This window comes from Pseudomonas sp. GW821-FHT11G12, assembly GCF_058808055.1.
Genome location: NZ_JBXARH010000001.1, coordinates 152,591 through 179,384 on the forward strand (window position 1 = coordinate 152,591; position 26,794 = coordinate 179,384).

A 26,794-nucleotide genomic window follows, 5' to 3' on the forward strand; every position below is an offset into this window, starting at 1 on the left:
GCCGTTTTCAGTTTTTCAGGGGTGCGCCAGGTGGGTCAGGCGGGGCTGGAACCGTTGCATGACGCCAATCCTTGGCGGTGTTTCTTGTTGTGAGGTTGAAGCATTTGGTAACACTTCGCGGGGTAACGTAGGCGCATAAAACAGCCCTGTCAATTAACTGATTTGTGACTTTTGCCAGGTCTGCAAAAAACGGCAGCCATTGTCGCTTACCGTCAAGCACGGGCTTTTCAGGCGTCTACAGTGGACGAAAACCCCTGCCTGCCGGGAGCGCCCGAGCCATGAACGACAGTATCCCGACCCTGAGAATCCAGCTGGCCTGCGCCCTGCGCTGGGCCGCGCGACTGAACCTGCACGAGTCCATCGCCAATCATTTCAGCGTGGCGACGTCACCGGACGGCCGCGAGTTTCTGATCAACCCTTACGGCAAACACTTCTCGCGGATTCGCGCCAGAGATCTGCTGCTGCTCGATGCCGACGATCCGGCCAGTCTCGACCGCCCGGACGCCCCGGACATCACCGCCTGGGCCTTGCACAGCGCCTTGCACCGCAACCAGCCCCAGGCCCGCTGCATCCTCCACACCCACAGCAAATACGCGACGACGCTGGCCTGTCTGAAGGACTCGCGGCTGCCACCGATCGAGCAGAACAGCATGCGGTTTTTCGAGCGGGTGGCGATCGATGACGGCTTTGACGGCATGGGGCTTGGGGAAGAGGCGGAGCGGGTGAGTCGGTTGCTCGGCGACAAGCCGATCCTGCTGATGGGCAATCATGGATTGCTGGTCGCGGCGCCGAGCGTGGCTCAGGCGTTCGATGATCTGTATTACTACGAGCGGGCTTGCGAGGTGTACATCACCGCGTTGGCCACCGGGCGTGAGTTGCGGGTGGTCAGCGATGAAGTGGCGCGCAAGACGTGTCGGCAGTGGCTGGATTATCCGGGGTTTGCCGATAAGCATTTTGCGGCATTGATGAACATCCTCGATGAGGAAGAGCCGGCTTACCGGCAGTGACTCACTTCTGCGGCAGGTGCGCCTTGCTCAACGGCTGGCGCATCACCGGCGCGCTCCACGCCTGGCGCCGATCTTCGCTTGGCGGGCAGCCAAACCGCGCACGGTAAGTGCGGGAGAAATGCTCCAGCGATCCAAACCCCGAGCACGCCGCCACCTGGGCCACGCTCATCTGCGTCTGTTGCAGCAGGTTGTGCGCCCGGGCCAGGCGCAGGGTGATGTAGTACTTGAGCGGCGAGAGCCCGGTCTGATGCTTGAACTGGCGCTCCAGTTGCCGCCGAGACAGGCCGACTTCGCTGGCAATTGCTTCGCAGTCCAGCGGTTCTTCCAGAGCCTTTTCCATCAACTGCACAGCGCGGCGGATCTTGCTGCCGTACATCCCGCTGTTACCCAAGCCACCGTCGAGCTGATTGTCCGCCGGGGCGCGCATCTGGCCCATCAACAGGTGCAGGCCGATTTCCCGGGCCAGGTCCGCATCGAAGCGCTGGCCGATCCAGCCCAGCAGCATGTCGAGAATGGTGGTGGCGCCCGCGCAGGTCAGGCGCTGGCGTTCGAGGGTGTAGAGCTGCGGTCGGGCGCGGACCTTGGGGTAACTCTCCTGAAAACCCTGCAGGTTGTCCCAATGCACCGCCGCCTCGTAGCCGTCGAGCACGCCGGCAGCGGCCAGCAGTTCGGTGCCGGTTTCCACGCCAATCAACACCGAACCGAACAGCGCCTGCTTGCGCAACCAGCTCTTGAGCGCCGGGTTGCGGCTGTGTTGATGCACCTCGAAACTGGCCAGCACTACGCAGGCGTCGAAGGCCTGTTCAGTGTTCAAGCCAGCTTCGGCGATGCTTACCAGACCGTTGCTGGCGGTTACCGGGCCGGGCTGCAAGGACAACAGCGTCCACTCGAACAGCGTGCGCTGGCTCAGCCAGTTGGCGATGGCCAGCGGTTCCAGCACCGCCGCCAGCCCGAAGTTGGAAAACGCCGGCAACAACAGCACCGCCACTCGCAGCGGTGCGCCGTTTTGCAGTACAGCTTCAGCGGATCGGGTCATCACCATCTCGGCTTCATCGTTGTCCGGTCTGCCAGTGCGGGTTGATCCACACCGGTACATCGAGGGCTGGCAACGGCGCGAGGTTGCGGATCAGGTCGCTGGCCTTTTCCGCGATCATCACCGTCGGTGCGTTGGTGTTGCCGCTGACGATCACCGGCATGATCGACGCGTCCACCACCCGCAAACCGTCGAGGCCATGCACCCGCAATTGTGGATCGACCACCGCTTCAGGGTCGCCTGCCGGCCCCATCTTGCAGGTGCCGCTGGCATGGTAGCCGGTTTCCGTGACCTGCCGCGCCCAGGCATCGAGCTCGGCGTCGGTCTGCACCGAACGGCCCGGCACCAGTTCTTCGCCCTTGAACGGGGCCATCGCCGGTTGGTCGAGGATTTCGCGCACCAGTCGTGCGCCGGCGCGCATGTCGGCACGGTCCTGTGCGGTCTTCAGGTAGTTGAACAGAATCCTTGGCGGTCGCCGCGGTTCGGCGCTGTGCAACGTCACGCTGCCCAGGCTGGTGGGGCGCATCAGGTCGATGTGGATCTGGAACGCGTGGGTCGGCACCAGCTCGACGCTGCCCGGTTGCACCGCCAGCGGCATGAAGGTCAGTTGCAGATCCGGGTGCTCGACGCCGGCCCGGGAACGCAGGAACGCGCCGGCCTCGAAATGATTGCTTGCCGCCAGGCCATCGTGACGGACGAACCAGCGCGCACCGATCCACCATTTGCCCGGCGCGGTGGTCCAGCGATACAGCGACACTGGTTGCTTGCAGCGAAATTGCACCACGGCATCCGGGTGATCGTTGAGGCGTTTACCGACGCCGGGCAGGTCGTGAATCACGCTAATTCCGAGGTCGCGCAATTCTGCCGCCGGGCCTACGCCCGAGAGCATCAGCAACTGCGGCGAGTTGATCGCCCCGGCGGTCAGCAGCACTTCACGACGGGCGCGAACGGTGCAGGTTTCGCCGCTCTGTTCGTAATCGATGCCGACGGCCCGCTGGCCCTCGAACAGAATGCGCAACACCAGCGCATCGGTGATCACCCGCACATTGCCCCGTGCCAAGGCTTCGCTGAGATAACCGCGCGAAGTGCTCCAGCGCCGACCGTTGCGCGTGGTGCGATCGACCGGGCCGAAGGCTTCCTGCCGATAGCCGTTCAAGTCCTCGCTGACGCCATAGCCGGCCTCGGCGCCGGCCGCGATAAACGCTGCGCACAACGGTGTTTCGACATCGCCGGGAGTGACGTGCAAATGGCCGCTGGCACCGCGATAGTCATCGCCGCCGTCGGCGTGAGTCTGCGCACGCTTGAAGTACGGCAGCACTTCGCGATAACTCCAGCCGGTGCAGCCCTGTTCGGCCCAGCCGTCATAATCCCGGGCATGGCCACGGATGTAGACCATGCCGTTGATCGACGATGAACCGCCGAGGGTGCGGCCTCTCGGCGTACCGATCCGCCGGCCGTCGAGGTACGGCTCCGGCTCCGACTGATAGCGCCAGTTGTAGCGCGACCCGCCCACCACAAGGCCCACGGCGGACGGCATGTCGATCGTCCAGCTCTTGTCCTCGGGGCCGGCTTCCAGCAGCAGGATGCGTACGTTCGGGTCTTCGCTCAGGCGATTGGCCAACACGCAACCGGCCGAGCCGGCGCCCACGATCAGGTAATCAAACCCGGTTTCGTCCATGGTCTGCTCCTTTTTAACGAATGGCGAGGGAAGGGCGGATCAGTCCACGGTGTGGCCGTGAATGCCGTTGAACACCAGGCGATGAAAGTGATGCACCAGATGCTCGCTTTCATTGCTGCGCTGGGCATCGATCATGTAGCGGCCCTGGTCGTAGCCGAGCGAGCGCAGGCCTTTTTGCACCGAGATGTTCAGGGCGATGTCTTCGGGGCCGAGGTCTTCGTTCATCCACTTCATGCACGCGGTGCTGACCGCAGCGGTCTCGGGGTTGCTTGAGTAGTAACCGAAGCGCAGCAGCGAGCGTTCGGCATCCAGCGGAATCATGATGAACGAGCCGAGAAACTCGGAGAACGGGAAGGTGTAGAAGGTGTTGTTCGGCCACATGCCGATGTTGAAAAAGCATTCTTGCGGATTCGGCTCGCTTTTCAGCGGTACGCCATAGGCTTCGGTCGCCGACAGATTGGCCGGTGCAGCATAGGTCCACCAGTTGTCGCGTTTGATCAACTGGTAACCCTTGAAGTCGATCAGTCGGGCGAGGTCGATGTGGCACGGGCCGGACAGCTTGAAGTGATAGCCCTCGATGGAATTGTCCATGATCACTTTCCAGTTGGCCGGCACGATCACGTCCTGTTCCTCGATCAGTCGCATGTCGGTCAGGTCTGGGAACACCCGGCGCATTTCTTCGTCCGCGCCGGGGAACAGATCCCGCAGCGACGGCGCATTCGGGTCGAGGTTGAAGTAGATGAAGCCGCCGAGTTCTTCGATGCGCACTTGCGGAATGTTGAACTGCGCCAGCTCGAAATTCTTCATCCGCTCACAACGCGGCGCACCGCGCAGGCTGCCGTCCATCTCGTAGCACCACGAGTGATAGGCGCAGCGCACCACGCCGCCGGTGGTGCCACGGCGCTCCTCCAGCAAGCGATTGCCGCGGTGCTGGCAGACGTTGTGAAAACCGTGGATCTGCCCCTGCCGATTCTTCGCCACCACCACGCTCTGGTCGAACAGATCGGTGACCACGAACTGCCCCGGTTCGGCGAACTCACTGACATGCCCGGCGACATGCCAGGCCTTCATGAAAATGTTGTCGCGCTCGGCACGAAACAGGCTGTCGTCGTAGAAATAGCGCGAGGGCAGGGTGAAGGCTTGCTCCGGATCCTGCTGATCCCAAGCGTCGACCGGACTGTGCTGCTTGCGGGTCTGGAAACTGTGCATGAGGCGATCTCCACGGTAGCGGGCCGCTCGGGGCGGCGTGTTGTTGTGGGATCTAATCTAGGGCGCGGGACGGGGGTGGGGTTGATGGATTGCGACCAGTTGATGGGTGGAATGATCAATCCCATGCTGTACCGGGGAGGCCTTGACAGCCCTGCGATAATCAAACTTCACCGCGATCATGATGCAGAGGAGGGTTTTCCATGGACAATCAAGCACTCAAGGCCTTGTTCGACCAGCAGTCCGCTGTCTATGACAAACAGTGGAGCGGGATGGCGCCCATTCGTGATGCGCTGTACCTGCTGCTGGATTCGGTGTTCGCGGGCCTGCCGGAAAATGCCCGGATACTCTGTGTTGGCGTGGGTACCGGTGTGGAAATTGCGCACCTGGCCCAGCGGTTTCCCGGCTGGCAATTCACGGCAGTCGACCCTTCTGGCGCCATGCTCGATGTCTGCCGCCAAAGAGCGACGGAGGGCGGTTTCCTTGCCCGTTGCCGTTTTCACGAGGGCTATCTCGATACGCTGACGGATGAATCGGGTTACGACGGCGCGACCTGTTTTCTGGTGTCGCAGTTTTTGCTCGAACCACAGGTTCGTATCGACTTTTTCCATGAGATTGCCCGTCGTCTGGTGCCGGGCGGGGTTCTGGCGAATGCTGATCTCGCTTCTGACACCGCGTCGCCGGCCTACGAAGCATTGCTGCGTCACTGGATGACGCTGATGGCTTCGGCCCAGGTGCCGCCGCAAATGCTCGAACGAGCGCGTGCGGCGTATGCCAGCGATGTGGCGATCCTGCCGGCGCCGCAAGTCGCCGGGCTGATCGAGTCGGCCGGGTTCGAGGCGCCGGTCCAGTTCTTCCAGGCGGGTTTGATGCATGGGTGGTTTTGCCCGCGCAAGGCCCGGATCGATGCGAGTCAGAGCGCTGGAGGCCTCTCACGGACCCATTTCGCCAAATCCTGAGAGGGTAAAGGACGAGCGATGCAATAACCCTGTGCGATCTGGTACCCCAGGCCGCGAAGAATTTCCAGCTGCGCATCGTTTTCAACACCTTCGGCGACGATGTTCAAATGCAGGCTCTTGCAGATCCCGGCAATCGACTGGGCCAATGTCCGGGCACTGGCGCTGTCTTCGATATCGTCGATGAAGCTCTTGTCCAACTTGATGGTGTTGACGGGCAGGCGCAGCAGGTAGCTCAAGCTGGAATAACCGGTGCCAAAGTCGTCGATGGACAAGCTGACACCGGATTGCCGGACTTCGGTAATGACCGATATGACAGTGTCGGTGGCGTCCAGTATGAAGTCTTCAGTGACCTCCAGTGTCAGGCAGGAGGGCAGGAGCCGATACTTTTCCAGCAGCGTTTCAATGAGTTCAACAATGGCTCTGTCGCGAAAGGCGACGGGGAAGATATTGACCGACATATGAGGCACTTCGAGCCCGGAATCGCGCCATTGCGCCATTTGCCGACAGGCTTCGGTAAGTACCCATTGATTGAGTCCGGGCATCATTCCCGCGTCGCGCACCAACGGGATGAATCGACCGGGAGGAATATCGCCAAGCTCGGGATGACACCAGCGGGCCAGCGCCTCGACACCAAAGAGCTGGTTGTTATCGAGGATTATCTGGGGTTGGTAATGCAGCGCCAGCTGGTTGGACTCCAGGGCACTCTTGAGTGCCATGCTGAGTGTCAGTTCGTCATCGGCTGAATCGCTGATCACTGGATCGAATACTTCAATGGCCTGGCGTCCTGCGGACTTGGCTTTGTACATCGCCTGATCGGCGTGCAAAAGCAAGGAATGAATGTCGTTACCGTGGTCTGGATAAATACCAATGCCAATACTGGCGGACGGTGTGATTTTTACATCGTCCAACATCACGGGTTCCGACAGTTTGTTGATCATTCTTTCTGAAAAGGCAATGGCTTGTTCAGTATTGGAGGGGGACAGAATAACGACGAATTCATCTCCCGAAAGACGGCTGACAAAATCATTTCCCCGCACAGAGCTCTGAAGCCTGTTGGCTATTTCGGACAGAAGCGAATCCCCGGCGGCATGCCCGAGGGAATCGTTGATCTGCTTGAACTTATTGATGTCGATGAACAGAACTGCCATGGATGATTGTGACCGCTGCGCATTCGCGATCATCGTGTTTGCTTTCATCATCAACAGTCGTCGATTGGGCAACGTCGTCAGGCTGTCATAGTAGGCCAGTCGTTCGATATCGTTGATGAAGCTGTCCCTCTCGAGGGCGAGGGCGCAAAGCTTCAGGCTGGTTTCAAGCAGTCTGTGGTGCTGGACAGCCGGGAGGTGGTTCTCGCGGTAATAAAGCGTGAATGTGCCTAAAGTACGTCCGTTGTTGGAGCGAATGGTGTTAACCCAGCCAGCCGTGAAACCGAATGATTGCGAGAGCTGATGATCGACGCATTCGCCATTGTCCGACGCAGGGTCAGTGAAGTTCAGCATGATGCTTTTTTTCACGTCCATCTTTTTCAGGATGGATCTTTCAGCGAGGCTTTCCAGCGACTGAATCAATCCCGCCGGCAGGTTGAACTCCGCTACCAGTGGAAGGCAACCCTGCTCGTCGAACTGCCTTATTGAAATACCGATTTCAGGTGCAATTCGGCCAATCTCCTGGCAAATCAATTTCATGACGTCGGGAAGCGATTCTTCACGGGCCATGGCACTGAGTACCTTGAACTGCAACTCATCATTCATCTTGGCCTCGGTGATGTCAGTCACGATTGCCACTACGTCCTGTTGGACACCTTGTGGATCGAGCACCGGATTGGCGATCACTCGTACCCACAGAGGATTCTTCGATTTGTTGTAAACCAGTAATTCAGTGGTATGGCTTTTTCCGCTCTGGATACTGTTCCTGAAAGACAGGACCGCTTCCGGATCGGTATGCCGGCCATAAAAAACTTCATCCGGCCTCTTGCCCACCAGGTCGTCTGTTTCATAACCCAGCATGCGCACGAATCCCTCGTTTACATAAGTAATCATCCTGTTCGGATCGGTGACGATAATTGCACTGTCAGTTCGATTTACGGCAATTTTAAGAAGTCGGCTTTTCTCAACCTTTTTTATGATGTAGAGCAGGAAGAATGTAGTTGCCAATACCAGTAGAAGTATCATTGCGGCGGCAGCGATATATATCTTGAAACGATCACCCATGGACTGAAGTGAAGTCTGGCTGATGCTGTTTCCGTACTTGATGAAGTTTTTCTGTTCCACCAGGAACTGCTCTTGGATGTCCTGTACCGGCTGGGCAAGAGCCCATTGCACATCGCCAGCCCCGGTGTACCGGACCAATCGATTGAGCACGTCCACATAACGTGAATACACGTCTTTTAATGCCTGTACACGGATGTGATTTTCTTCATCAACCCTTGTACTTGTCAGAAAACGGTCGAAAGATTCATTCGCCAGTGTCAACTCCGTGCGGGCGTGTTGCACCATTTCATGTGGAATTGTGTTGAACAGTACGATGCGGGTGTTGGCGCGCGACAGCGAGAGTCGCGCTTCCATCAAGTGTTGAACGGTTTCTGCTACAGCATCGACTTGATCGACGGCAACACTGGAAAGATTGCCGATGCTCGACTGGTTGCTGGTCACCAACCAAAAGCTGAGGACTAAAGTTGCACATTGGAATACCAGTGCAGTGGTCAGGATCGTTCTCAAGCCATGAGGCGGTGCAAACTTGCGCAGCAAATAATCCTCCTCTGTCGCAGACAGATAGGGAAAGGTTGGAAAAAACGAGCAGTCGGGCAGAAAGTGTCTGGCCGGTCGTTCAGGGTTGTGGCGAAGGAAGTTGTTTTTCGGGGTTGTGCCGGATGACGTCAAGACGAGACGCAGCAGGATGTGGCATGTTTTTCAGATTCAAGAGTTCGTCAAGCTGTCAGGGTTGGTGGCTACGAGCCATTAAGGTGGCGTAGCTTATAAGAAATGCGGGCTGGAATGAAATGGAGGAAGCGTTGCAACGAGGAGAATTTTTTCTTCTGTTATTGGCTGACTGGTCAGGAAAGTTAATAAAAAAGCTTTAGCGTTAGATGCTTATAAAAGTCTGTCAGACAATCAGTCATTAAGGCTTTCAAGCGGCTGTTATTGTCGACCATTATTCATGGAAGTGATTATCTGTCGGGCTCTGTTGTGAACGCTGATGCCGGATCGAGCGCGATCACCCAGGCCTATGAAAACCCGTGGTGCCAAATCGGGCGCGTGTTTACATTTCTTGAGTGCCTGCGGTCGGTATCCCGAGTAATGCATTGCTTCGGCTTAATACGAAGCATTACTATTCACGCCCCTTTCCCCAGCACGCCGCAATGATCCCCATGCTGCCCCGCAGACCCGGCTTTCTCGAGCATTACGAAGAGTTGATCGGCACCTGGACCCGCCGCCTGCGCAATCGCTCGCAGGCCGAGGATCTGGCGCACGACACCTTTGTGCGGGTGCTCGAGTCCGATTCGTCGGCGGTGCAGCAACCCCGGGCGTATTTGCACCAGACGGCGCGCAACATCGCGGTGGACGGCTATCGACGTGAGGACCGGCGGGGCGCCATGGAGTCGGAGGCGATCGATCTCAGTGAGTCGCCGACCGGTGACCCGGAGCATTACATGCATGCGATCCAGCTGGCCGATTCCATCGAGCGGGCGCTCACCGAATTGCCGGTCAACTGTCGGCGAATTTTTGTCTGGCAGAAGATCGAAGGCCTGACTCAGGCGGAAATCGCCGAACGCCTGGGCCTGTCCAAGAACATGGTGGAAAAGTATATGATCCGCACCCTGCGGCATCTGCGTGATCGCCTGGACGGGGCGCAATCATGAGCCGCGGCGTCTTTTCATCCCCAGCCAAACAGGACATTCCATGATGGATACTCGTGATTGCGCGTGCGGGCAAACAACGGTGCGCGATGACGCGGCACGCTGGTTTGTGCGTTTGCAGGAACCAGCCGTCGATGCCGAACAATACCGGCGCTTCGACGCCTGGCTGAACGAACATCCGCAGCACCGTGACGAATTCCAGTTGCTCCAAGGCCTGTGGACGGCGGCGGATCTGCTGCCGGCGCCACGGCTCAAGGCTCTGTGCGAAACCCCGCCAGCGCGTCGCGAACGCCGTCCGCTGTTGCGTTATGCCGTGGCGGCCAGTGTGGTCGCGGTGGCCCTTGGGCTCGGTCTGTTCAGTGGCTTGAATCACCCGGCGGGTTACCGCGCCGAATTCGCCACGGCGCTGGGCGAGCGTCGCCATGTGGCATTGCCGGACGGCTCGGTGATCGACCTCAACAGCCGCAGCCGCTTGCAGGTACGTTTCGAGAAGGATCGGCGGCTCATCGAGTTGACCGAAGGCGAAGCGATGTTCAGCGTCGAGCACGATACCTCGCGCCCGTTCGTGGTCGAGGCCGGCAGCGGCAAGGTCACGGTCACCGGCACCCGCTTCGATGTGCGCCGCGACGTGACGCAAACCCGGGTTGCGGTGGAGCAGGGCACCGTCAAGGTGCAGGGGCGTAATGCGCCGGACAACGAGTTCATCAACCTGACGGCCGGCCTCGGTACCCATGTCGATGCCCACGGTGTGGTGGCCCAGGCCTATGCGGTCAACCCGGCGGAACTGACGGCGTGGCGCAGCGGCAAACTGGTGTTCAACAACGCCAGCCTCAGCGAAGTCGTCGAAGAGATTTCCCGTTATCGCGAGAAGCCGCTGACCGTCGCCAACCCGACCGTGGCCAGACTGCGCCTGACCAGTGTGTTCAAATCCGACAACACTGACGCCTTGCTCAAGGCCTTGCCGAGCATCCTTCCGGTGGCCGTGCGCACCCTCGCCGACGGCAGCCAGGAAATAATTTCAAAATAAAATTCAGGTTTTTTTCGAGTTCGTCGTCTTCCTGTTCAACTGCAACTGGTTTGCATTAACAGCCGCACACTCTTGCGATCCACAGGACTACGTACGACGTGAAAAACACCACTGCCAACAACAAAAAATCCCCTTGGTTGCCGCTGGCGCTCGCGCTGGCGGTCAACGCTGCGATGCCGATGGCATTTGCGGCCGACGCCATTCATATCCGCGCGCAGCCACTGGGCCAGGCGCTGAGCGAACTGGGTCAGCAAACCTCGCTGCAGGTGTTTTTCAGCCCGGATCTGGTGGCCGGCAAGCAGGCCCCGGCCGTCGATGGCAACCTCTTGCCGGAGGACGCACTGCGCCAGTTGCTGCAAGGCAGCGGCCTGAACTATCAGATCAATGAAGGCTCGGTGACCCTGTCGCCGGCACCGACCGCAGCCGCCAATAGCCCGTTGGAACTGGGCGTGACCGACATCAAAGTGGTCGGTGACTGGCTCGGCGACGCCGATGCCGCCGTGGTGCAGAACCACCCGGGCGCGCGGACGGTGATCCGTCGTGAAGCGATGGTCGAGCAGGGCGCGATGAACGTCAGCGACGTCCTCAAACGTGTACCGGGCGTGCAGGTGCAGGACTCCAACGGCACCGGCGGCAGCGATATTTCGCTGAACGTCGGCGTGCGTGGCCTGACTTCGCGTCTGTCGCCGCGCTCCACCGTGCTGATCGACGGCGTACCGGCGGCGTTCGCGCCGTACGGTCAGCCACAACTGTCGATGGCGCCGATTTCCTCCGGCAACCTCGACAGCATCGACGTCGTGCGCGGCGCCGGCTCCGTGCGTTATGGGCCACAGAACGTCGGCGGGGTGATCAACTTCGTGACCCGTGCCATCCCGGAAAAAGCCACCGGTGAAATCGGCACCACGCTGGAAACCACCCGCTACGGCGGCTGGAAACACATCGATACCGCGTTCCTTGGCGGCACGGCCGACAACGGCATGGGCGTGGCGCTGTTGTACTCCGGGGTCAACGGCAATGGTTACCGCGAGCGCAACAACGGCAACGACATCGACGACGTGCTGCTCAAGACCCACTGGGCGCCGACCGATCAGGACGATTTCAGCCTCAATTTCCACTACTACGACGCCAGTGCCGACATGCCCGGCGGCCTGACGCAGAAGCAGTACGACGACAAACCGTATGACTCGGTGCGCGACTACGACAACTTCAGCGGCCGCCGCAAGGACGTGTCGTTCAAGTGGATCCGCCAGATCGACGAGCGCACCCAGGCTGAAGTGCTGACCTATTACACCGATAGCTTCCGTGGCAGCACCATCGCCGCCCGCGACCAGAAAACCCTGAGTTCGTATCCGCGCTCCTACTACACGCTGGGCATCGAGCCACGCGTCTCCCGGGTATTCGATGTCGGCCCGACCACTCAGGAAGTCAGCGTCGGTTATCGCTACCTGAAAGAGGCGATGCACGAGCAGTCGAGCCGTCTGGCGCTGGTCAACAATGTGCCGGTGGTCACCCCGTCGTCCGACGGCCATGTGTTCCAGGACCGTACCGGTGGCACCGAGGCCAACTCGGTCTACCTCGACAACAAAATCGACGTCGGCAACTGGACCATCACCCCGGGCATTCGCTTCGAGCACATCAGCACCGACTGGCACGACCGCGCCGTGCTCGACACCGCCGGCAAGCGCGTGCCGGAGAAAAACCGCAGCATCGAGAGCAACGAACCGCTGCCGGCACTGAGCGTGATGTATCACCTGTCGGATGCGTGGAAGCTGTTTGCCAACTACGAAACCTCGTTCGGCAGCCTGCAGTATTTCCAGCTCGGTCAGGGCGGCTCGGGTGACCAGACGGCCAACGGTCTGGAGCCTGAGAAAGCCAAGACCTACGAGATCGGCACGCGCTACAACGATGACGTGTGGGGCGGTGAAGTGACGCTGTTCTACATCGACTTCGATGACGAGCTGCAATACATCAGCAACGACGTGGGCTGGACCAACCTCGGCGCCACCAAGCACCAGGGTATCGAGGCTTCGGTGCACTACGACATGGCTGCGCTGGATCCGCGTCTCGATGGCCTGACCGCCAACGCCGGTTTCACTTACACCCGCGCGACCTACGAAGGCGAGATCCCGGGCTTCAAGGGCCGCGACCTGCCGTTCTATTCGCGTCAGGTGGCAACCGTCGGCCTGCGTTACGACATCAACCGCTGGACCTACAACATCGACGGTTTCGCCCAGTCCAAACAGCGCTCGCCGGGTACCGGCGTGAATGCCGACGGCAGCTTCAGCAACAACTACATCACCGAAGGCACGGCGGACGGGCAGTACGGCGACATTCCGGGTTACGTGACCTGGAACGTGCGTGGCGGCTATGACTTCGGTGCGCAGCTGTCGAACCTGAAGCTCGGTGCCGGGGTGAAAAACATCTTCGACAAACAGTACTTCACCCGCTCCAGCGACAACAACTCGGGGATGTATGTCGGCGCGCCGCGTACGTTCTTCGTGCAGGCCAGCGTCGGTTTCTGACGCTGCTTGGCTCGCTCCCACGCTACGTGGGAACGAGCTGGCTCAGACCTTCAGCGCTTTCCCGCCAATCGCCACCGCTACCAGCAGCGCTGCCATCAACCCGAAGGCGAAACTCAGGCTGCTGGCATGGGCGACAAACCCGATCACCGCCGGCCCCGCCAGAATGCCTGCATAACCCAGCGTGGTGATCGCCGGCACCGCGATGCTTTCCGGCATCACCGTCTGCTTGCCGACAGCTGTGTACAGCACCGGCACTATGTTCGAGCAGCCGGCGCCGACCAGTGCATAACCGACCAGTGCGGCTTCCCAGCTCGGCGCGAACGTCGCCAGAAACAACCCCGCCGCTGCCAACAGACCGCCGAACAGAATGACCCGCGTTGCGCCCAGTGCGCGAACGATCCGGTCACCGGTCAAACGGCCCGCCGTCATCGTCAGCGCAAACGCTGCGTAACCCAGGCCTGCATATGCCGTATCGATCCCGCGTTCCTGCGCCAGAAATACCGCGCTCCAGTCCAGCGCTGCGCCTTCGGTGAGGAACACGATGAAGCACATCCCGCCGATGAACAGCACGATCCCGTGGGGCACTGCGAACGCCGGGCCCGAGCTTTCGCTGCCGTAAGGCAACATGTGCGGCACAGCCTTGAACAGCGCCGCGATCAGCACCACGACCACCACCAGCATCGCCGCCAATGGCGACAACCCAAGGCCGAGCAGGGCGCTCACGCCTGCCGCGCCAACGATCCCGCCGAGGCTGAACAGGCCGTGAAAGCCCGACATCATGTTCTTGCCGCTGGCCCGCTCGACGATCACCGCTTGCAGGTTCACCGTCGAGTCCACCGTGCCGAGCCCGGCACCGAACATGAACAGTGTGGCAATCAACGCCGGAATCGACGATACCGTTGCCAGCAACGGCAACGCTGCACAGATCAACAGCGTGCCGCCGGTGGCCACTTTCCGGCAGCCAAACCGCGTGGCCAGAATCCCCGCCAGCGGCATCGCCAGAATCGAGCCCACGCCAAGGCACAACAACAACAGCCCCAACGTCCCTTCATCGAGCCCGGCCCGTGCCTTGGCATACGGCACCAGCGGCGCCCACGCGGCGATGCCGAGCCCGGCGATGAAGAAGGCGATGCGCGTGGACATCTGTTGCAGGCGTCCGGGGGCGAGGGGAGGCGGGGTGTTGATGGCAGTCATGAAACGTCCTTGGTCTTGCGGTCAATGGCGTGATGCAGGGCAACATCCTTGCATATCAGTCCATGGGCCGCGACCTGGAGTTCCTGGGGCGGGTGGTTTTACTCGGTGTGATTGGCAGTCCCTTGCAGACAAGGGACTTCGATCAGTTTGTGGCGGTCATACCCGCACCGGATTGCAGTCGAAAGCTTTTCAGTGTGTTCAGGAAGTCTTCCTTGGTCTGTTCAAACGATGTGGTCTGGGTTGAAGAGTAATTCTCGACCTTCAACACCATGCTCGGTTCGTACCCTTTGTTGGCGAGGCCGGCAGTCATCACGAATCGCTCGGATCCGGCGCCTTCAGGGTCCTTGAAGGACTTGCCGCCCATGATGCCGGTGCGGGTACCGATCTGAACCGATGTCGGGCCGAACGTCTGGATGGCGCCGGCGGCCGGGAACGGGTTGCCTTGAATGGGCGAGGCCAGTACCGGCAACAGGTTCAACGCTTTTCCGATGTCGTCACTCAAACTCAGGCTGTAGAGCGTGTCCGGGGTGTTTGTCGGGTGCCAGGCCATGGTGATCGAGTAGTGGGGCTTGCCATCATCGGCAATAAAACCGAAGGGCAGGCAGAATCCGCTTTCCTTGGGGATTTCAAACTCGGCGCGCGTGCGAAAGCGCGAGAGCACGTCACGGGCGGCGGGCAGCAGTTTTTCGAACGAGCTTCTGTGTTCGGAGTAGTCGCTTTGCTGGCCGAATGCAAAACGATAGACGCGCTCGTCACGCCACAACAGGACTATGAGTTTGTCGGGGTAGCGAGCGCCGTAGGCGTCCGGCATGCCGAAGTCGAAGGCGGACTGCTCGGCGTAGAGTTCGTCTGTGGGGTAGGTGTCGAATTCTTTTTTGTAGGCTTCCAGCTCGATCTCGAATTTTTCGTAGGGGCGGTTTTCTCTTTTGAATTGGCTTATAAAGTCTGGAAGTACGACGAGCTCGGTGCTTATTTTTCTTACTCTGTCTATTTTTTCTCGGAGTTCGAATCTTTCATTTTGTAGTGACTTGTATAGGGCCGGGTTGGAGCGCGACAAATCTCCTGTCATTGTTTCTGATATTTTGTCGATTCTACTTTTTAAAACACGTTCTTTAGCTTCTCTTATGTCTGGGTGGTGCCTGCCGACTAGATCGTTGAAGGTTTCTATATTTGTTTTTGGGCTGACTTCTATAGTGACAAGCCCGTAGGCGTCATTTGTGGGGTCACTGCCGTAACTGAGCTGTTTGTCAGCTAGTCTGATGTCCGGTGAATAGTTAGGGAAGTTGATGCCGTCGGTATAAGTCCACTGGTCGTTAAGCAGGTGCCATGTTATTTCTGGCTTTATATCAAACAAAGAACGCCCCAGGCATTCGGTTTTTGTTTGATTTTTTATGCTATGGGTTTCTGCTTGTGTAGTTTGGATTGATAACAAAAGGCAGCTGGAAAAAATTAAAATTAATTGAGTGGGGTGCATTAGGAGTTTTCCGTGACTCGATCATTAGTTAAAGCTGCGATAGCTTTGTAATCACTGTCCTGTTTGTTGGGCTGTATTTGAGCAAGGATAGTCAAATTGAATTCGGAATCATTATTTTCGTCTTTTGTCCAGTTGACGGGAAGTGCCGTAATAAACCCGAGGATTTCTCCAGGCATTCCGCTGGGTGTGTATTTCTTCCAGAATTCAGCCTCGAATGGCATTGGTTTTTCTTTTTTACCAGTTGAATAGCTCGTATTTGCTTCTTGCTTTTTGAGTGCTTTTTTCCAAGTCGGCCAGATTGACATATTGTCGCTAGGGATAAAAGGGAAGGCCTCTTTGTATGCGTCAGAGTTTATTTGTGCCTGCTCTTGAATCGCCTTCCAAGTTCCCGGTGATGCAGGCTCATTGATCAGGCTGCCCAACAGCGTAGCGGGCCGGACTTTGACGTTTTTATCGGTGACGTCAAGAGCAAATAGCTTGCTCCAGAGTTTGCTTCGAAGCGCCTTGATCTCAGGACAGACTGGATGTTGCTTTTTGCCGTTCACTGGTGCAGGCGTCGAAACGGTGCCTGACACGATCACAGCCAATTCGGAATCTCGATCACCCAGTTGGCTACGATCATTGATGTTTGCACTGCCAAGTATTGCCACACGATCATCTGCAATCAGCAATTTACTGTGTACGTAAATTTGTTCCGTCACTGGCCGATCAAGACTTTCCCAAGAGCGGAGGTTCAACAAAGTCAAATAGCGGGTCCACTTCATCGTTTCAAAAACTCGAAGTTTTTTATTTTCACCGGAAGGGACCTCCACGCCAGTCTTGGCCTGCTCCTCCGTTCTGCCTCTATCCATTTGCTCCTTGATCGCCATCGCCCGCTGCACCCGTTTTATCAAACTCTGCTCACCCAGCGAAATACTCTGCATCGTCAAGTGAACCTGCGTCATCAGGTTGATCGCGTTGAGCGGACCTTCAGGGTGGACGGGAAGCACCATGTAGACGTGAAAGTTTTCGCCCATTTCAATCGCGCGTACAATCCGGTCGGCCAGTGCTTCGCACAGCGGGTTTATCAATGCTTTTTGTGGCGTCTGGAAGAGCTTCAAGCCTTCGACGGTCGCCTGATTGCTCAGCACCTGCATGATGCCTTGGGTAAAGGCTTCGGCTTCCTTGTTTCGTATCATCTCCGCCAAAGCGAAATAATCGATTTTGTGCAGTTTTTTGGGATCTTTATCGACCTCGTCCAGCCGCAGGCGTTTTTTATAGGTTTCATAGCCCGGCAACCCGGAGATGCTCATCAGGCTTTGCATCGGCCCATCGATGACCGTAGGCGCTGCCTTGTTGTCCTTGCCATAAGCACTCTGAAAAAACTGGTTTTCAATGTAGATGAAATGCTGGGCCCCGGAGATCGCCTGCAACATGGCCTGCATGCAGTTCGCCTGAACGCCCGTCGGTGATGAGGCAGGACTGGTTGCGCCTGATTTTCTGGCGCCCTGGCGCTCTTCGTTTTGCAGATGCAGCGGGGCACTTCGCAGAACCTGCATGCTGATGTTTCCCTTGGGTGCGACAGGTTCAGGTTGAGCAAGGTAGCGCGCCTTGAACGGAACCGGTTCCAGTTTTTTGTCGGCAAACTTCAGGAGGCCGATCAGCGCGCTTGGCATCTTCTGCACCTTGCCGTCGAAGCGTGCCTGCAAACTGTTCCAGCGATCGATGAAGTTGCGTGACAGGTCAAAAACAGAGCTGCCCTCCAGACGCATGTGCACGTCGTGCCAGGGCATGCGCGGTTGTTTCGCGCTGTCGAGCATCATCCCCCCGCGCGGCAGCAAACGGGTCGCGGGATCCGCCAGGAAAGAATAGGGCTTGCCCACCTGGGCAGTACTCAAGCGGTCGAGAACTGAATGCAGGTAGAGGATGAAGGGGGTTGAGATCTTCTCGAACTCATCAATCGCCTTCGCCGTGAGGATCGGGGAGGGCGTGTTGTTGATCCAGGCGTAAAAGGCTCCCAGCCCGGTTTGCTGAATCCACAAACTGGCAATTTCGCTGCCCTTGTTCAACAACTCGTCCGTGATGTTCTCTCCGGACTTGATGATCTGGGTGGCCCATGCCGACAAGTCCTTTTGAAGTTGGTCAGCCTGTGGCGCGACTTTTTGCGACCAGGTTTGTACTTCGCCCTTGAGCCGGTTCACCTGTGTCTGCAACCTGGCACGCCCCGGTTGAGTGACGGAAGTCACCACCGGGATTTTCTGCTGCGCGCGTGCCAGCCAGTTCTCGACCCGCTGCTGAATCGCCGACGCTTGTTCCGGTTTGTCGAGCGCCACGCCGATGGCCGTGCTGATGGACTTGGCTTCCTGGCGCAGCTCAGTCAGCGCGCTGTCGGTTTTTTGCAGCGTCTGGACTTCTTGATCCATGGTGCTGACCGCGCCATCAAGCGAAGTTTTCCATTGGCGCAGAGTCTTTTTCCAGGCCTCCAGGTTGTCACCGGTCAACTGTTTCTGAACAAACTCGGCAATGTAGATCACGCCGCCGGTGGAGTACGCCGCGCCTGCTCCGAGCAAGCGCAAACCATCCTTGCCCTTTTCGGCGAACCATTCGCCAGCGTCTTTTTTTGCCTCGCGCATGACGTTGAACATCTTGTTGTCCATGGCCCACGCATACGTGCGCTGGCCTTTGCTCAGCGCATCGCCTTCCATCAACGCGGCGCCGATCAGTTCGACGGTGGTCATGTAAGGGTATTGCTTGTGTGCCTCGATTTCCGTGAGTGGCGGGATGCACGGGTTGTAAAACTCGTTCGCGGTTCTCCCGTTCGCGGCCAGACGAAAGTTGTTGTCATCACGGCGACCGTAAGCCAGATCGATCCCGCCGACGTAGGCGATTTCGTTGTCGATCACCACCATTTTCTGGTGATGAGAAAAGAACAGTCCCAAGGTGCCCATGTCACTTTGTTGAATCGCCGGCAGGCACCAGACTTTTTTCTTTGGCAGACCGGCGTTCAAAACGAAGGCGGCTACCATGGTCTCCAGGTCACCGGTATCGACGGCAGCCTTGGGTGACAGCCAGGGCATCAGATAAATGTCGGGCGTTTCGCCTGGTTTGCGCAGCGCGTGATTCAAACAGTCCCAGAGACGGACATCACCTTCCAGCCGCACTTCGTAGTTGATCTGCCAGCCGGAAATGAAGATCGATTTTTTGGCGTTTTTTATCGCATTGGCAACGTCTTTGAAGTAATCGCTACCGGTGGTGAAGAACTTGACCTGGTTCCCCGAGCGCTCAGGTGAAAAGGCTTCACCGAACCTGGCATTGTGTTGTTTGATGAACCAGCCTGGGGCAGAGGTCGAGGTATAGGCTTTGCCGTCTTTTGAAATCAGTTGGTTCAATTGTTTGGGCTGAACGCCATTCAGATTGCTCATGCCTTGAATTCCTTAAACTTGTCGAAGAGTGCTAGGCCGTCCGCCAGAGACAGGTTTTCCAATGCACTGTTTTTATCCGTACCGGCTTGCGGGTGATGACGCGCGGCATGAGGTTCGCTGCTGAAGTCCATGCTCGCCAGCGCCAGCAGTTCCCGTTGTTCGTCGCTCCAGCCATTGTCTGTGTGGGCCTTCAGGGCGACGCACTGGCCGGGATAAACCAGCCAGAACATTTCCGGGTTTTGCGGATACTCAAGGGAGAGTTTTTTCTGAGCGGCGTCTGACAAGGTGACACGCCCCGTGTCATCGGTTTCGCCTTGGGCAATCACATCGCTCTCTGGTACACGACCGAGTTTTTTCCAGCTCGGTTCGCTCATCCTGATGATTCGCCACGGCGTGTTCGCCAGCGCAAAGGCGCCTTCGCCCGGACGGTCAGCCAGACGAATGTCGAAGCTCAGTTTGGTCGGCTCGACCGGTGGCACCGGCAGTCGTTGGCCCGGTTGCGCGGGCGCCATGAGATTGCCAGCCCTGGCCGAAGGAGCAGGAATCGGCAGCAGCGGCATCAGGATCGCAATCCCGGAACCCGTTCCCGCCGAGCCACCTGCGTTGATCTTCACCACCGGCCCGACCACCGTGATGCCACTGCCATCGAGTTTGATGAAGCTGCCGCCAGCCTGGACGGTCAGTTCGCTGCCGGCCTCGATGACCATTTTGTCACCGGCCTTGAGATGGATTTCCTTGCCCACGCTGGTCAACTGCGCGGTGCCGAGTTTGATGTGCTGATCCTGGTTCACGGTCAGGTGGTCACTCGCCTTCACTTCCACTTTGCGATCGGAAATCGTGGTGCGGTGTTCTTCGGCCTTCAGCTCGGTGTAGGTGTTCTTCACCACGGTGTCGTGACGTTCGTTGCCGACCCGGATCTTCTGGTCGTGTTCGACGTTTTCATCCCAGTCCCGCTGGGCGTGGATGAAGATTTGTTCGGCGCCTTTTTTGTCTTCGATGCGCAGTTCGTTGTAGCCACCGCCGCCCGGGGAGCTGAGGGTTTTGAAGACGCTGCGGGTTTTGTTCGCCGGGAGGGCGTACGGCACCGGGTTTTCCTTGTGGTACAGGCAGCCGGTCACCAATGGCTGATCGGGGTCGCCTTCGAGGAAGGTGACGAGGACTTCCATGCCGATGCGCGGGATGGCGATGGCGCCGTAGCGATCGCCGGCCCAGCTGCTGGAGACGCGCAGCCAGCAGCTGGTCTTGTCGTCGGCCTGGCCTTCGCGGTCCCAGTGGAATTGCACCTTGATGCGGCCGTACTGGTCGCAGTGGATTTCTTCGCCTTTGGGGCCGGTGACCATGGCGGTCTGGCTGCCGAGCACGCGGGGTTTCGGGTGTTCGAGGGCCGGGCGGTAGAACACGTCCCACGGGGTGGCGAGGAAGGTGTTGCGGTAGCCCTGGTGGAAATCGTCCTTGTTGTCGGTGGTGTCGCTGGTGACCGATTCTTCGAGGACTTGCGGCTGTTTGCCTTCGTGGAAAATTTCGGTGAGCAGCCACAGGTCGTTCCACTCGCTGCGCGGGTGGTCGGACATTTCCATGAAGTGGCCGCTGACCAGTCTGGTCTGGTCGCCGCGACCTTCGGCCTGACGGTAGTCGGCGCGATGGCGTTCCAGGGCGCGCTGGCTGAGGAACTTGCCGCGGGCGCGGTCGATGAAGCGGCCGGGGTAATCGTAGTCTTCCAGATCAGGTTCAGTGCTCTCGCCGTCCGGTTTGTAGGCCGCTTCCATTTGCAGGCGCGGTTTTTCGAAATCGTAGTCGCGGCGGGTGGTGCGGCTGGTGCGGGTTTCCAGGCGCAGCCGGAAGCCTTTGATCACCGGCTCTTCGGCGACCATGCCGCTGCCCTGTACGTACGTAGTGGGCTGGCCGAGATTCGGGAACACGGTCTGGTCATCGCCGAACACCAGCAGGTGACCTTTCTTGCTGTGCTGGAAGTGGTAGTGAATCCCTTCCTCTTCGCACAGGCGCTGGACGAAGTGCAGGTCGGTTTCGTCGTACTGCACACAGTAATCGCGATCCGGGCAAGGCTGGCTGAGCTGGAAGCTGTAGGCGTTGCCCTTGATGCCGTGCTCGTCGAGGATCAGTGCGATGATTTTCGGCGCCGACATCTGCTGGTAGATGCGCTGGTTGGTGCGGTGATGCAGGTATTGCAGCTGCGGCACCAAGGAGACTTTGTAGCGGGTCAGGCGCTTGCCGGCATCGCCCTGGGCAACGCGGTAGATCTGGCCGTGGATGCCCGAGCCCTGCGGGTCGAGAGCGAGGAACGCCTGTTTGTGCAGGAGCTTTTCCAGGTCCAGATCCGGGTTTTCGCTGACCAGTTCCAGGTCGAAACGGAACGGCTGGCTGATGCCTTCGGTGCCGGTGAACGACAGGACTTGCAGGTCGCCTACGTAGTCTTCAACGGTAAGGCTGAAGTGCGTTTCGTTGGCTGGACTGAACATTTGGCGCTCCTTGAGGTGAAACACAATCTCCTGAAAGTTCTACAGCGGGCGAAAGCCTGATCCAGAACCGAAGCGGATCATAAAGGCTTAAAGTTGCGCAAAAAGTTGCGCACATACCCTGAAGGCCACGGTTTATAAGGGCTGCTTGAAGTTGCTACGAGATATTTCTTGGCAAAGTGATATCACTTTTATTGATATTTCCAGGTGATTGTCGATCCCGTCAGGCAGTAGAGTGGAGCGCTGACAGGAGCCTCAGCGCAGGAAAACAGATGACGAAGTTCTACGATGCCCGCGGCAATATCTATGGTGTGGTTTCACCCCGACAGGTGCGTGAGGCGGGCATCGACCTGCCGGCCAGTGCCGGAGACGCCGCTTCATCCAGAGCCTTCTGGAGCGAGCAGGCCATAGAGACATTCTGCCAATGGCCTGACGCGATTCGTCCCGCCGGTGCCAAGCACCATCGTAGCGATGGCTTGCTGATCGGCCCGTTTCAATCGTCGCCACCCTTCGATCTGCTGATCGTCAATACCGACGGCACGCTGGCCGAGCGCAGCGGTAACGGCTTGACGATTTTCTCCCAGGCGCTGCTTGAACAAGGGTTGATGCCGAAAGAGGGCGCACCACTGCAGGTGCATCACGACAAACAGGATGCGCCGTCGCCCGTGCCGACCTCGGTCAAACCGGCTGAGGTGGCGGGCGTGCAAGGCTTCTGGCTGGATCTCGGGCAACCCGGATTCGGTCCGGCAGCCGTCGGTGCGCTCGGTGTTGAACCTGTGCCGTTCAACGGTGTGGAAGTCAGTCGTGTTCGGCCGTTGGTGCAGATCGATCCCGCTTGGGCGAACAGTCAGTTCGTACGCATCGGCAATCCCCACTGCGTGACGCTGGTGCAGGATGAAGCGGCACTGCCGAGCAACGAGCGGATGCTTGAACCGCCACTGGCGGACAGTCTGACCGCAATCGCCTATGCCACCCCCGTCGGCGCCGGCCAGCCGTGCCAGGCCGGGGTCAATCTGCAATGGGCGATGCGCGCAGGCGATCAACGCATTGTTGCGCGGGTTTTCGAACGCGGCGAAGGCCCGACGGCGTCCTCCGGCACCAGCGCCAGTGCGGTGGCGAGCGCAGCATGGCGGGTGGGCTGGGTGTCGGCGGGAGAAGTGAAGGTGGTGATGCCGGGCGGGACTGCGCCGATTTTACTGGAGGAACAGGACTGTGAACTGAGCGGCGTGCGTCTGTTCGGCACCGCGCATCAGACAAAAAGGTGAAGTCCCTTTCATGATCGTCCCCCCGGGAACGATGGATCCCTTGGACTTCACTGTGAGCTGGTTCGCTGCGGTTGTCGCCTGTCAGATCTGACAGGCCGGCTCTATCGTTTTGCGATAAGGCCGGCCCGATCCATAACCACGGCTCAACCCTCGACGAATTCCACCACCGGCATCTGCCGCTTCATCAACACCTTGCCGCCACGGATCGAATACAGCGGCAGGCCCTGGCTGCGGATCACTTCGTAATCGCTGTCCGCCGACAGAATCAGCAGGTTCGCCGGGCGACCCTGTTCAAGACCATAGCGTTCACCAAGGTGCATGGCCTTGGCGCTGTTGTCGGTGACCAGGTCCAGTGCGCTTTGCAGGTTGCGGTAACCGAGCATGTGGCAGATGTGCAGCCCGGCTTCGAGCACGCGCAGGATGTTGCCGTTGCCCAGCGGATACCACGGGTCGACGATCGAGTCCTGACCGAAGCAGACGTTCATGCCGGCTTCGAGCAATTCGTTGACGCGGGTCACGCCCCGGCGTTTCGGGAAGTTGTCGAAGCGCCCTTGCAGGTGAATGCTTTCGGTCGGGCAGGAGACAAAACTGATCCCCGAGTGCCCGAGCAGGCGGAACAGTTTGGCGCAGTAGGCGTTGTCGTAGGAACCCATCGCCGTGGTGTGACTGGCCGTCACGAGCGCGCCCATGTCGCGGCTGCGGGCCTCTTCGGCCAGCACTTCGAGGAAGCGCGAATGCGGGTCGTCGGTTTCGTCGCAGTGCACGTCCACCAGGCAACCGGTGCGCTCGGCCAGGTCCATCAGAAACTTCACTGAGCTGACGCCCTGATCGCGGGTGTATTCGAAATGCGGAATCCCGCCGACCACGTCCGCGCCCATGCGGATCGCTTCTTCCATCAGTTCGCGGCCATTGCGGAACGACTCGATGCCTTCCTGAGGGAACGCGACGATTTGCAGGTCGATCAGGTGACGGCTTTCTTCGCGCACTTCGAGCATCGCTTTGAGCGCGGTGAGTTGCGGGTCGGTGACGTCGACGTGGGTGCGCACGTGCTGGATGCCGTGGGCGGCCAGGGTCTGGATGGTTTTTTTCGCCCGGGCCTTGGTGTCTTCCTGGGTGATGGTGACCTTGCGCTCGCCCCAGCATTCGATGCCTTCGAACAGCGTGCCGCTCATGTTCCAGCGTGGCTCGCCGGCGGTCAGGGTGGCGTCGAGGTGAATGTGCGGTTCGACGAAGGGCGGCACCACCAGATTGCCGCCGGCGTCGAGGTCGTCGGGGCCCAGGGTCGGCGCTTCGGTCTGGCGCGCGATGCTGCGGATCAGGCCATCTTCGAGGTGCAATTCGTGCAGACCTTCCTGGTTGCGCAGTCGGGCGTTGATGATGTGCATCGGGCGAATCCTTTTATAGATCTTGTAGAGGGGCGGCCGCGTTGCGGGCGCCGAGCAGGCCGGTCACTGCGATATACGTTAACGCGGCAACGGCGATGCCGACCAGCGGCGCGACCCACGGCGAGCCGAACGCAGCGACGGTTCCAGCCGCGTAGGCCGCCAGGCCCGGCCAGTTGAACGCGGGCAGGCGCGCATCGGCAAGACGTGGATATTGACCGCGCCAGCGGAAGAAAAAGTCCGCCATGATCACCCCGCCAATCGGCGGAATCACCGTGCCGAGCAGGATCAGATAAGGCACCAGCATGTCGTACATGCCCAGCAACGCGAGTGCCGTGCCGATCACGGCACCGACCAGGGTCACGGTCTTGCGGCGTCCGGTACGCAGCAGATTGCAACCGGCGACGGCGAAGTTGTAGATGGTGTTGTCCTGGGTGCTCCAGATGTTCAGCAACAGCATCGCCATCGCCGCCATGGCGAAGCCCTGCAACAGCAACACTTCGACCACGTCGGGTTGTTGATAGACGATCGCGCCGTAAGCGCCGATCAGCACCATCAGTCCGTTGCCGATGAAAAAGCCAATGAGGCTGGCCAGCACCGCGACCCGCGCCGAGCGGGAAAAACGCGTCCAGTTGGTGGCCTGGGTCGCGCCGCTGACGAAGGTGCCGAACACCAGTGTGATAGCGGTCGACCAATCCAGCGAACCGCTGGGTACGACGCTGAGCAATCCGTCGAGGCCGCCGACTTTCACGGTCGCGACCCACATCGACAGCATCAGCAGCAACATCATCGCCGGTACCGCGATGTACGACAGGATCTCCAGGCCGCGATAACCGACATACGCCGTGGCGCAGAACACCAGGCCGAACAGCACCATCAGCCCCAGCACCGTGCCTTCGTTCAGGTCGAAATACTTGCCGAGCACCACCGCCGCCGTCGCAGTGCCCCAGGCGTACCAGCCGATCTGGGTGAACCCGAGAATCAGGTCGCTGAGTTTGCTGCCGACTTCGCCAAAACAGAAACGTCCCATCAGCACCGAATTCAGGCCGCTCTTGAAGGCGATGTAACCGAGGCCTGCGGCGTACACGCCGAGCAGCAGGTTGCCGATGACGATGACGGCGAGCATTTCGCCGAAATTGAATGCAACGCCGAGCTTGCCGCCGGCAAACATGGTCGCGGTGAAGAAGGTGAATCCCAGCAGCACCATCGCCGTGGAGGCCAGGCCTTTGCGTGCGTGCATCGGGACTTCACTGAGGGGGTAATCGTTGCCGGGATCGTTCTGCGTCATGGGGGCGTTCCTTGCTGGAAAGGGGAGGACGCGAAGAGGTTGCAGCGGTCGTGCCAAACGCAATGTTGCGGGTATTTATAGACGAGACACGGATGATCGGCGCGAAAGCAGTGCATTTGGCGCCTTGCCGAACCATGGGGGAGCAGGGCGTCCCCCACAAGGTCATGGGATTCGATCAGAGGAACCGCAGCAGTGCAGCAACGATGGCTTCAGGCGCATCTTCCTGTACCAGATGCCCGGCATTCGGGATCGGATGAAACTGCGATCCGGGGATCATCTGGTGCAAGGCCCGGCCGCGTTCAATGGGAATCCACTGATCCTCTTCGCCCCAGAGAATCTGCACCGGACAGCGAATCGTCGGGTACAGCGGCTGCGCTTCCAGCGTGTAGCGCTGGTCCATCTGCGCGATCTGCCGGTAGAACGCCGCTTGCCCCAGATCGCCCAGCCACGGCTGCACGTAGGGCGCCAGTTCATCATCCGGAATGTCACGATGAATCGCCCCGCGAATGTAGGCCGGGACGATGGCGCGCTGGATGTAATCGGGCAGGCCGCTGAACGCCACTTCATGCTGGCGCACGTGCTGCACGAACGGCGAACCCCAGGGTGTCAGCGCCACCGGGTCGATCAGCGTCAGGGTGCGGTAATCCTTGCCATTGAGCAGATGCGCGCGCAGGGCGGTGGCGCCGCCGAAGTCGTGGGCAACCACGTCCGGGCGTTGCAGGCCCCAGTGATCCAGCAGTTGCGCGAGCAATTCGTTTTGCACGCCGAGGGAGACATCGGCGTCCGGTTGCTCGGACCGCCCGTAGCCCAGCAGGTCGAAGTAATGCACCCGATGGCTGGCGAAAAAATGCGGCGCGATGCGGTGCCACACGTAGGAAGAGAAGGGTGTGCCGTGCACGAAAACCAGCGGCGGGCCGTCGCCGCGCACCCCGTGGCGAATCTGTCGCCCGTTGAAGTCAAAGACCTGATCCAGCAGCCAGTCCGTCATGGGCCTGTCCTCTTGGCGGGTTCGAGCCAAAAAGCATAGG

17 protein-coding genes are annotated in these 26,794 nt (G+C 59.3%); 6 read left to right on the forward strand and 11 right to left on the reverse strand.

The window, feature by feature from the left end; genetic code table 11:
- Positions 1–278: 278 nt before the first annotated feature.
- Positions 279–1,007, forward strand: coding sequence for a class II aldolase and adducin N-terminal domain-containing protein (locus AC1RR7_RS00665; protein ID WP_493155705.1), 729 nt, complete (start codon positions 279–281; stop codon positions 1,005–1,007).
- Between the two features lies 1 nt (position 1,008).
- Here AC1RR7_RS00665 and AC1RR7_RS00670 read toward each other — a convergent pair whose 3' ends face one another.
- From AC1RR7_RS00670 to AC1RR7_RS00680, 3 genes are read right to left on the reverse strand one after another with little or no spacing between them, the layout of a single operon-like run.
- The gene (locus AC1RR7_RS00670) at positions 1,009–2,043 is read right to left on the reverse strand and encodes a GlxA family transcriptional regulator (RefSeq protein ID WP_493155707.1); all 1,035 of its coding nucleotides are present in this window, start codon (positions 2,041–2,043) and stop codon (positions 1,009–1,011) included.
- 13 nt (positions 2,044–2,056) lie between these two features.
- Complete coding sequence (locus AC1RR7_RS00675) at positions 2,057–3,718, reverse strand: choline dehydrogenase (protein WP_493155708.1); 1,662 nt, start codon at positions 3,716–3,718, stop codon at positions 2,057–2,059.
- Between the two features lie 39 nt (positions 3,719–3,757).
- Positions 3,758–4,927 carry an aromatic ring-hydroxylating oxygenase subunit alpha gene (locus tag AC1RR7_RS00680; RefSeq protein WP_493066544.1) on the reverse strand — a complete coding sequence of 390 codons (1,170 nt, stop codon included), beginning with the start codon at positions 4,925–4,927 and terminating at the stop codon, positions 3,758–3,760.
- Positions 4,928–5,127: 200 nt separating this feature from the next.
- On the opposite strand from AC1RR7_RS00680, the gene AC1RR7_RS00685 reads away from it, so the two are divergent.
- Positions 5,128–5,883 carry a class I SAM-dependent methyltransferase gene (locus AC1RR7_RS00685; RefSeq protein WP_493155710.1) on the forward strand — a complete coding sequence of 252 codons (756 nt, stop codon included), beginning with the start codon at positions 5,128–5,130 and terminating at the stop codon, positions 5,881–5,883.
- On the opposite strand, the gene AC1RR7_RS00690 is transcribed toward AC1RR7_RS00685, so the two are convergent.
- On the reverse strand, positions 5,838–8,630 hold the full coding sequence (locus tag AC1RR7_RS00690) for an EAL domain-containing protein (RefSeq protein ID WP_493066546.1): 2,793 nt from the start codon (positions 8,628–8,630) through the stop codon (positions 5,838–5,840). The two genes, AC1RR7_RS00685 and AC1RR7_RS00690, sit on opposite strands and share 46 nt — an antisense overlap.
- A 611-nt stretch (positions 8,631–9,241) precedes the next feature.
- Here AC1RR7_RS00690 and AC1RR7_RS00695 point away from each other — a divergent pair.
- From AC1RR7_RS00695 to AC1RR7_RS00705, 3 genes are all read left to right on the forward strand, one after another.
- On the forward strand, positions 9,242–9,742 hold the full coding sequence (locus AC1RR7_RS00695) for a sigma-70 family RNA polymerase sigma factor (protein WP_045121794.1): 501 nt from the start codon (positions 9,242–9,244) through the stop codon (positions 9,740–9,742).
- Positions 9,743–9,782: 40 nt separating this feature from the next.
- Positions 9,783–10,766 (forward strand): FecR family protein, encoded by a 984-nt coding sequence (locus tag AC1RR7_RS00700; RefSeq protein WP_493155712.1) that lies wholly within the window; start codon positions 9,783–9,785, stop codon positions 10,764–10,766.
- A gap of 98 nt (positions 10,767–10,864) precedes the next feature.
- Positions 10,865–13,288 (forward strand): TonB-dependent siderophore receptor, encoded by a 2,424-nt coding sequence (locus AC1RR7_RS00705; RefSeq protein WP_493155714.1) that lies wholly within the window; start codon positions 10,865–10,867, stop codon positions 13,286–13,288.
- A 42-nt stretch (positions 13,289–13,330) separates the two neighbouring features.
- Here the strand turns inward: AC1RR7_RS00705 and AC1RR7_RS00710 are convergent, their stop codons facing one another.
- From AC1RR7_RS00710 to AC1RR7_RS00725, 4 genes are all read right to left on the reverse strand, one after another.
- Positions 13,331–14,482 (reverse strand): MFS transporter, encoded by a 1,152-nt coding sequence (locus AC1RR7_RS00710; RefSeq protein ID WP_493155716.1) that lies wholly within the window; start codon positions 14,480–14,482, stop codon positions 13,331–13,333.
- A 142-nt stretch (positions 14,483–14,624) separates the two neighbouring features.
- Positions 14,625–15,956, reverse strand: coding sequence for a T6SS immunity protein Tli4 family protein (locus AC1RR7_RS00715; protein ID WP_102622357.1), 1,332 nt, complete (start codon positions 15,954–15,956; stop codon positions 14,625–14,627).
- Entirely contained in the window at positions 15,956–19,357 is a 3,402-nt protein-coding gene (locus AC1RR7_RS00720; RefSeq protein WP_102622358.1) for a hypothetical protein, read from the reverse strand. Before AC1RR7_RS00720 ends, AC1RR7_RS00715 begins: the two co-directional genes overlap by 1 nt.
- Positions 19,354–21,834 (reverse strand): type VI secretion system Vgr family protein, encoded by a 2,481-nt coding sequence (locus AC1RR7_RS00725; RefSeq protein WP_493155718.1) that lies wholly within the window; start codon positions 21,832–21,834, stop codon positions 19,354–19,356. The genes AC1RR7_RS00720 and AC1RR7_RS00725 overlap by 4 nt, the downstream gene beginning before the upstream one ends.
- Before the next feature lie 269 nt (positions 21,835–22,103).
- Here AC1RR7_RS00725 and AC1RR7_RS00730 point away from each other — a divergent pair, with 269 nt between their 5' ends.
- Positions 22,104–23,096, forward strand: coding sequence for a diaminopimelate epimerase (locus tag AC1RR7_RS00730; protein ID WP_493155720.1), 993 nt, complete (start codon positions 22,104–22,106; stop codon positions 23,094–23,096).
- Between the two features lie 143 nt (positions 23,097–23,239).
- Here the strand turns inward: AC1RR7_RS00730 and codA are convergent, their stop codons facing one another.
- The 3 genes from codA to AC1RR7_RS00745 form a co-directional block, all read right to left on the reverse strand.
- Positions 23,240–24,481: a cytosine deaminase gene (gene codA / locus AC1RR7_RS00735; protein ID WP_493155722.1), complete on the reverse strand. Its 1,242-nt coding sequence runs from the start codon at positions 24,479–24,481 to the stop codon at positions 23,240–23,242.
- A 13-nt stretch (positions 24,482–24,494) separates the two neighbouring features.
- Entirely contained in the window at positions 24,495–25,766 is a 1,272-nt protein-coding gene (gene codB / locus AC1RR7_RS00740; RefSeq protein WP_102622361.1) for a cytosine permease, read from the reverse strand.
- A gap of 175 nt (positions 25,767–25,941) precedes the next feature.
- Positions 25,942–26,754, reverse strand: coding sequence for an alpha/beta fold hydrolase (locus AC1RR7_RS00745; RefSeq protein ID WP_493155724.1), 813 nt, complete (start codon positions 26,752–26,754; stop codon positions 25,942–25,944).
- Between the last annotated feature and the right edge of the window lie 40 nt (positions 26,755–26,794).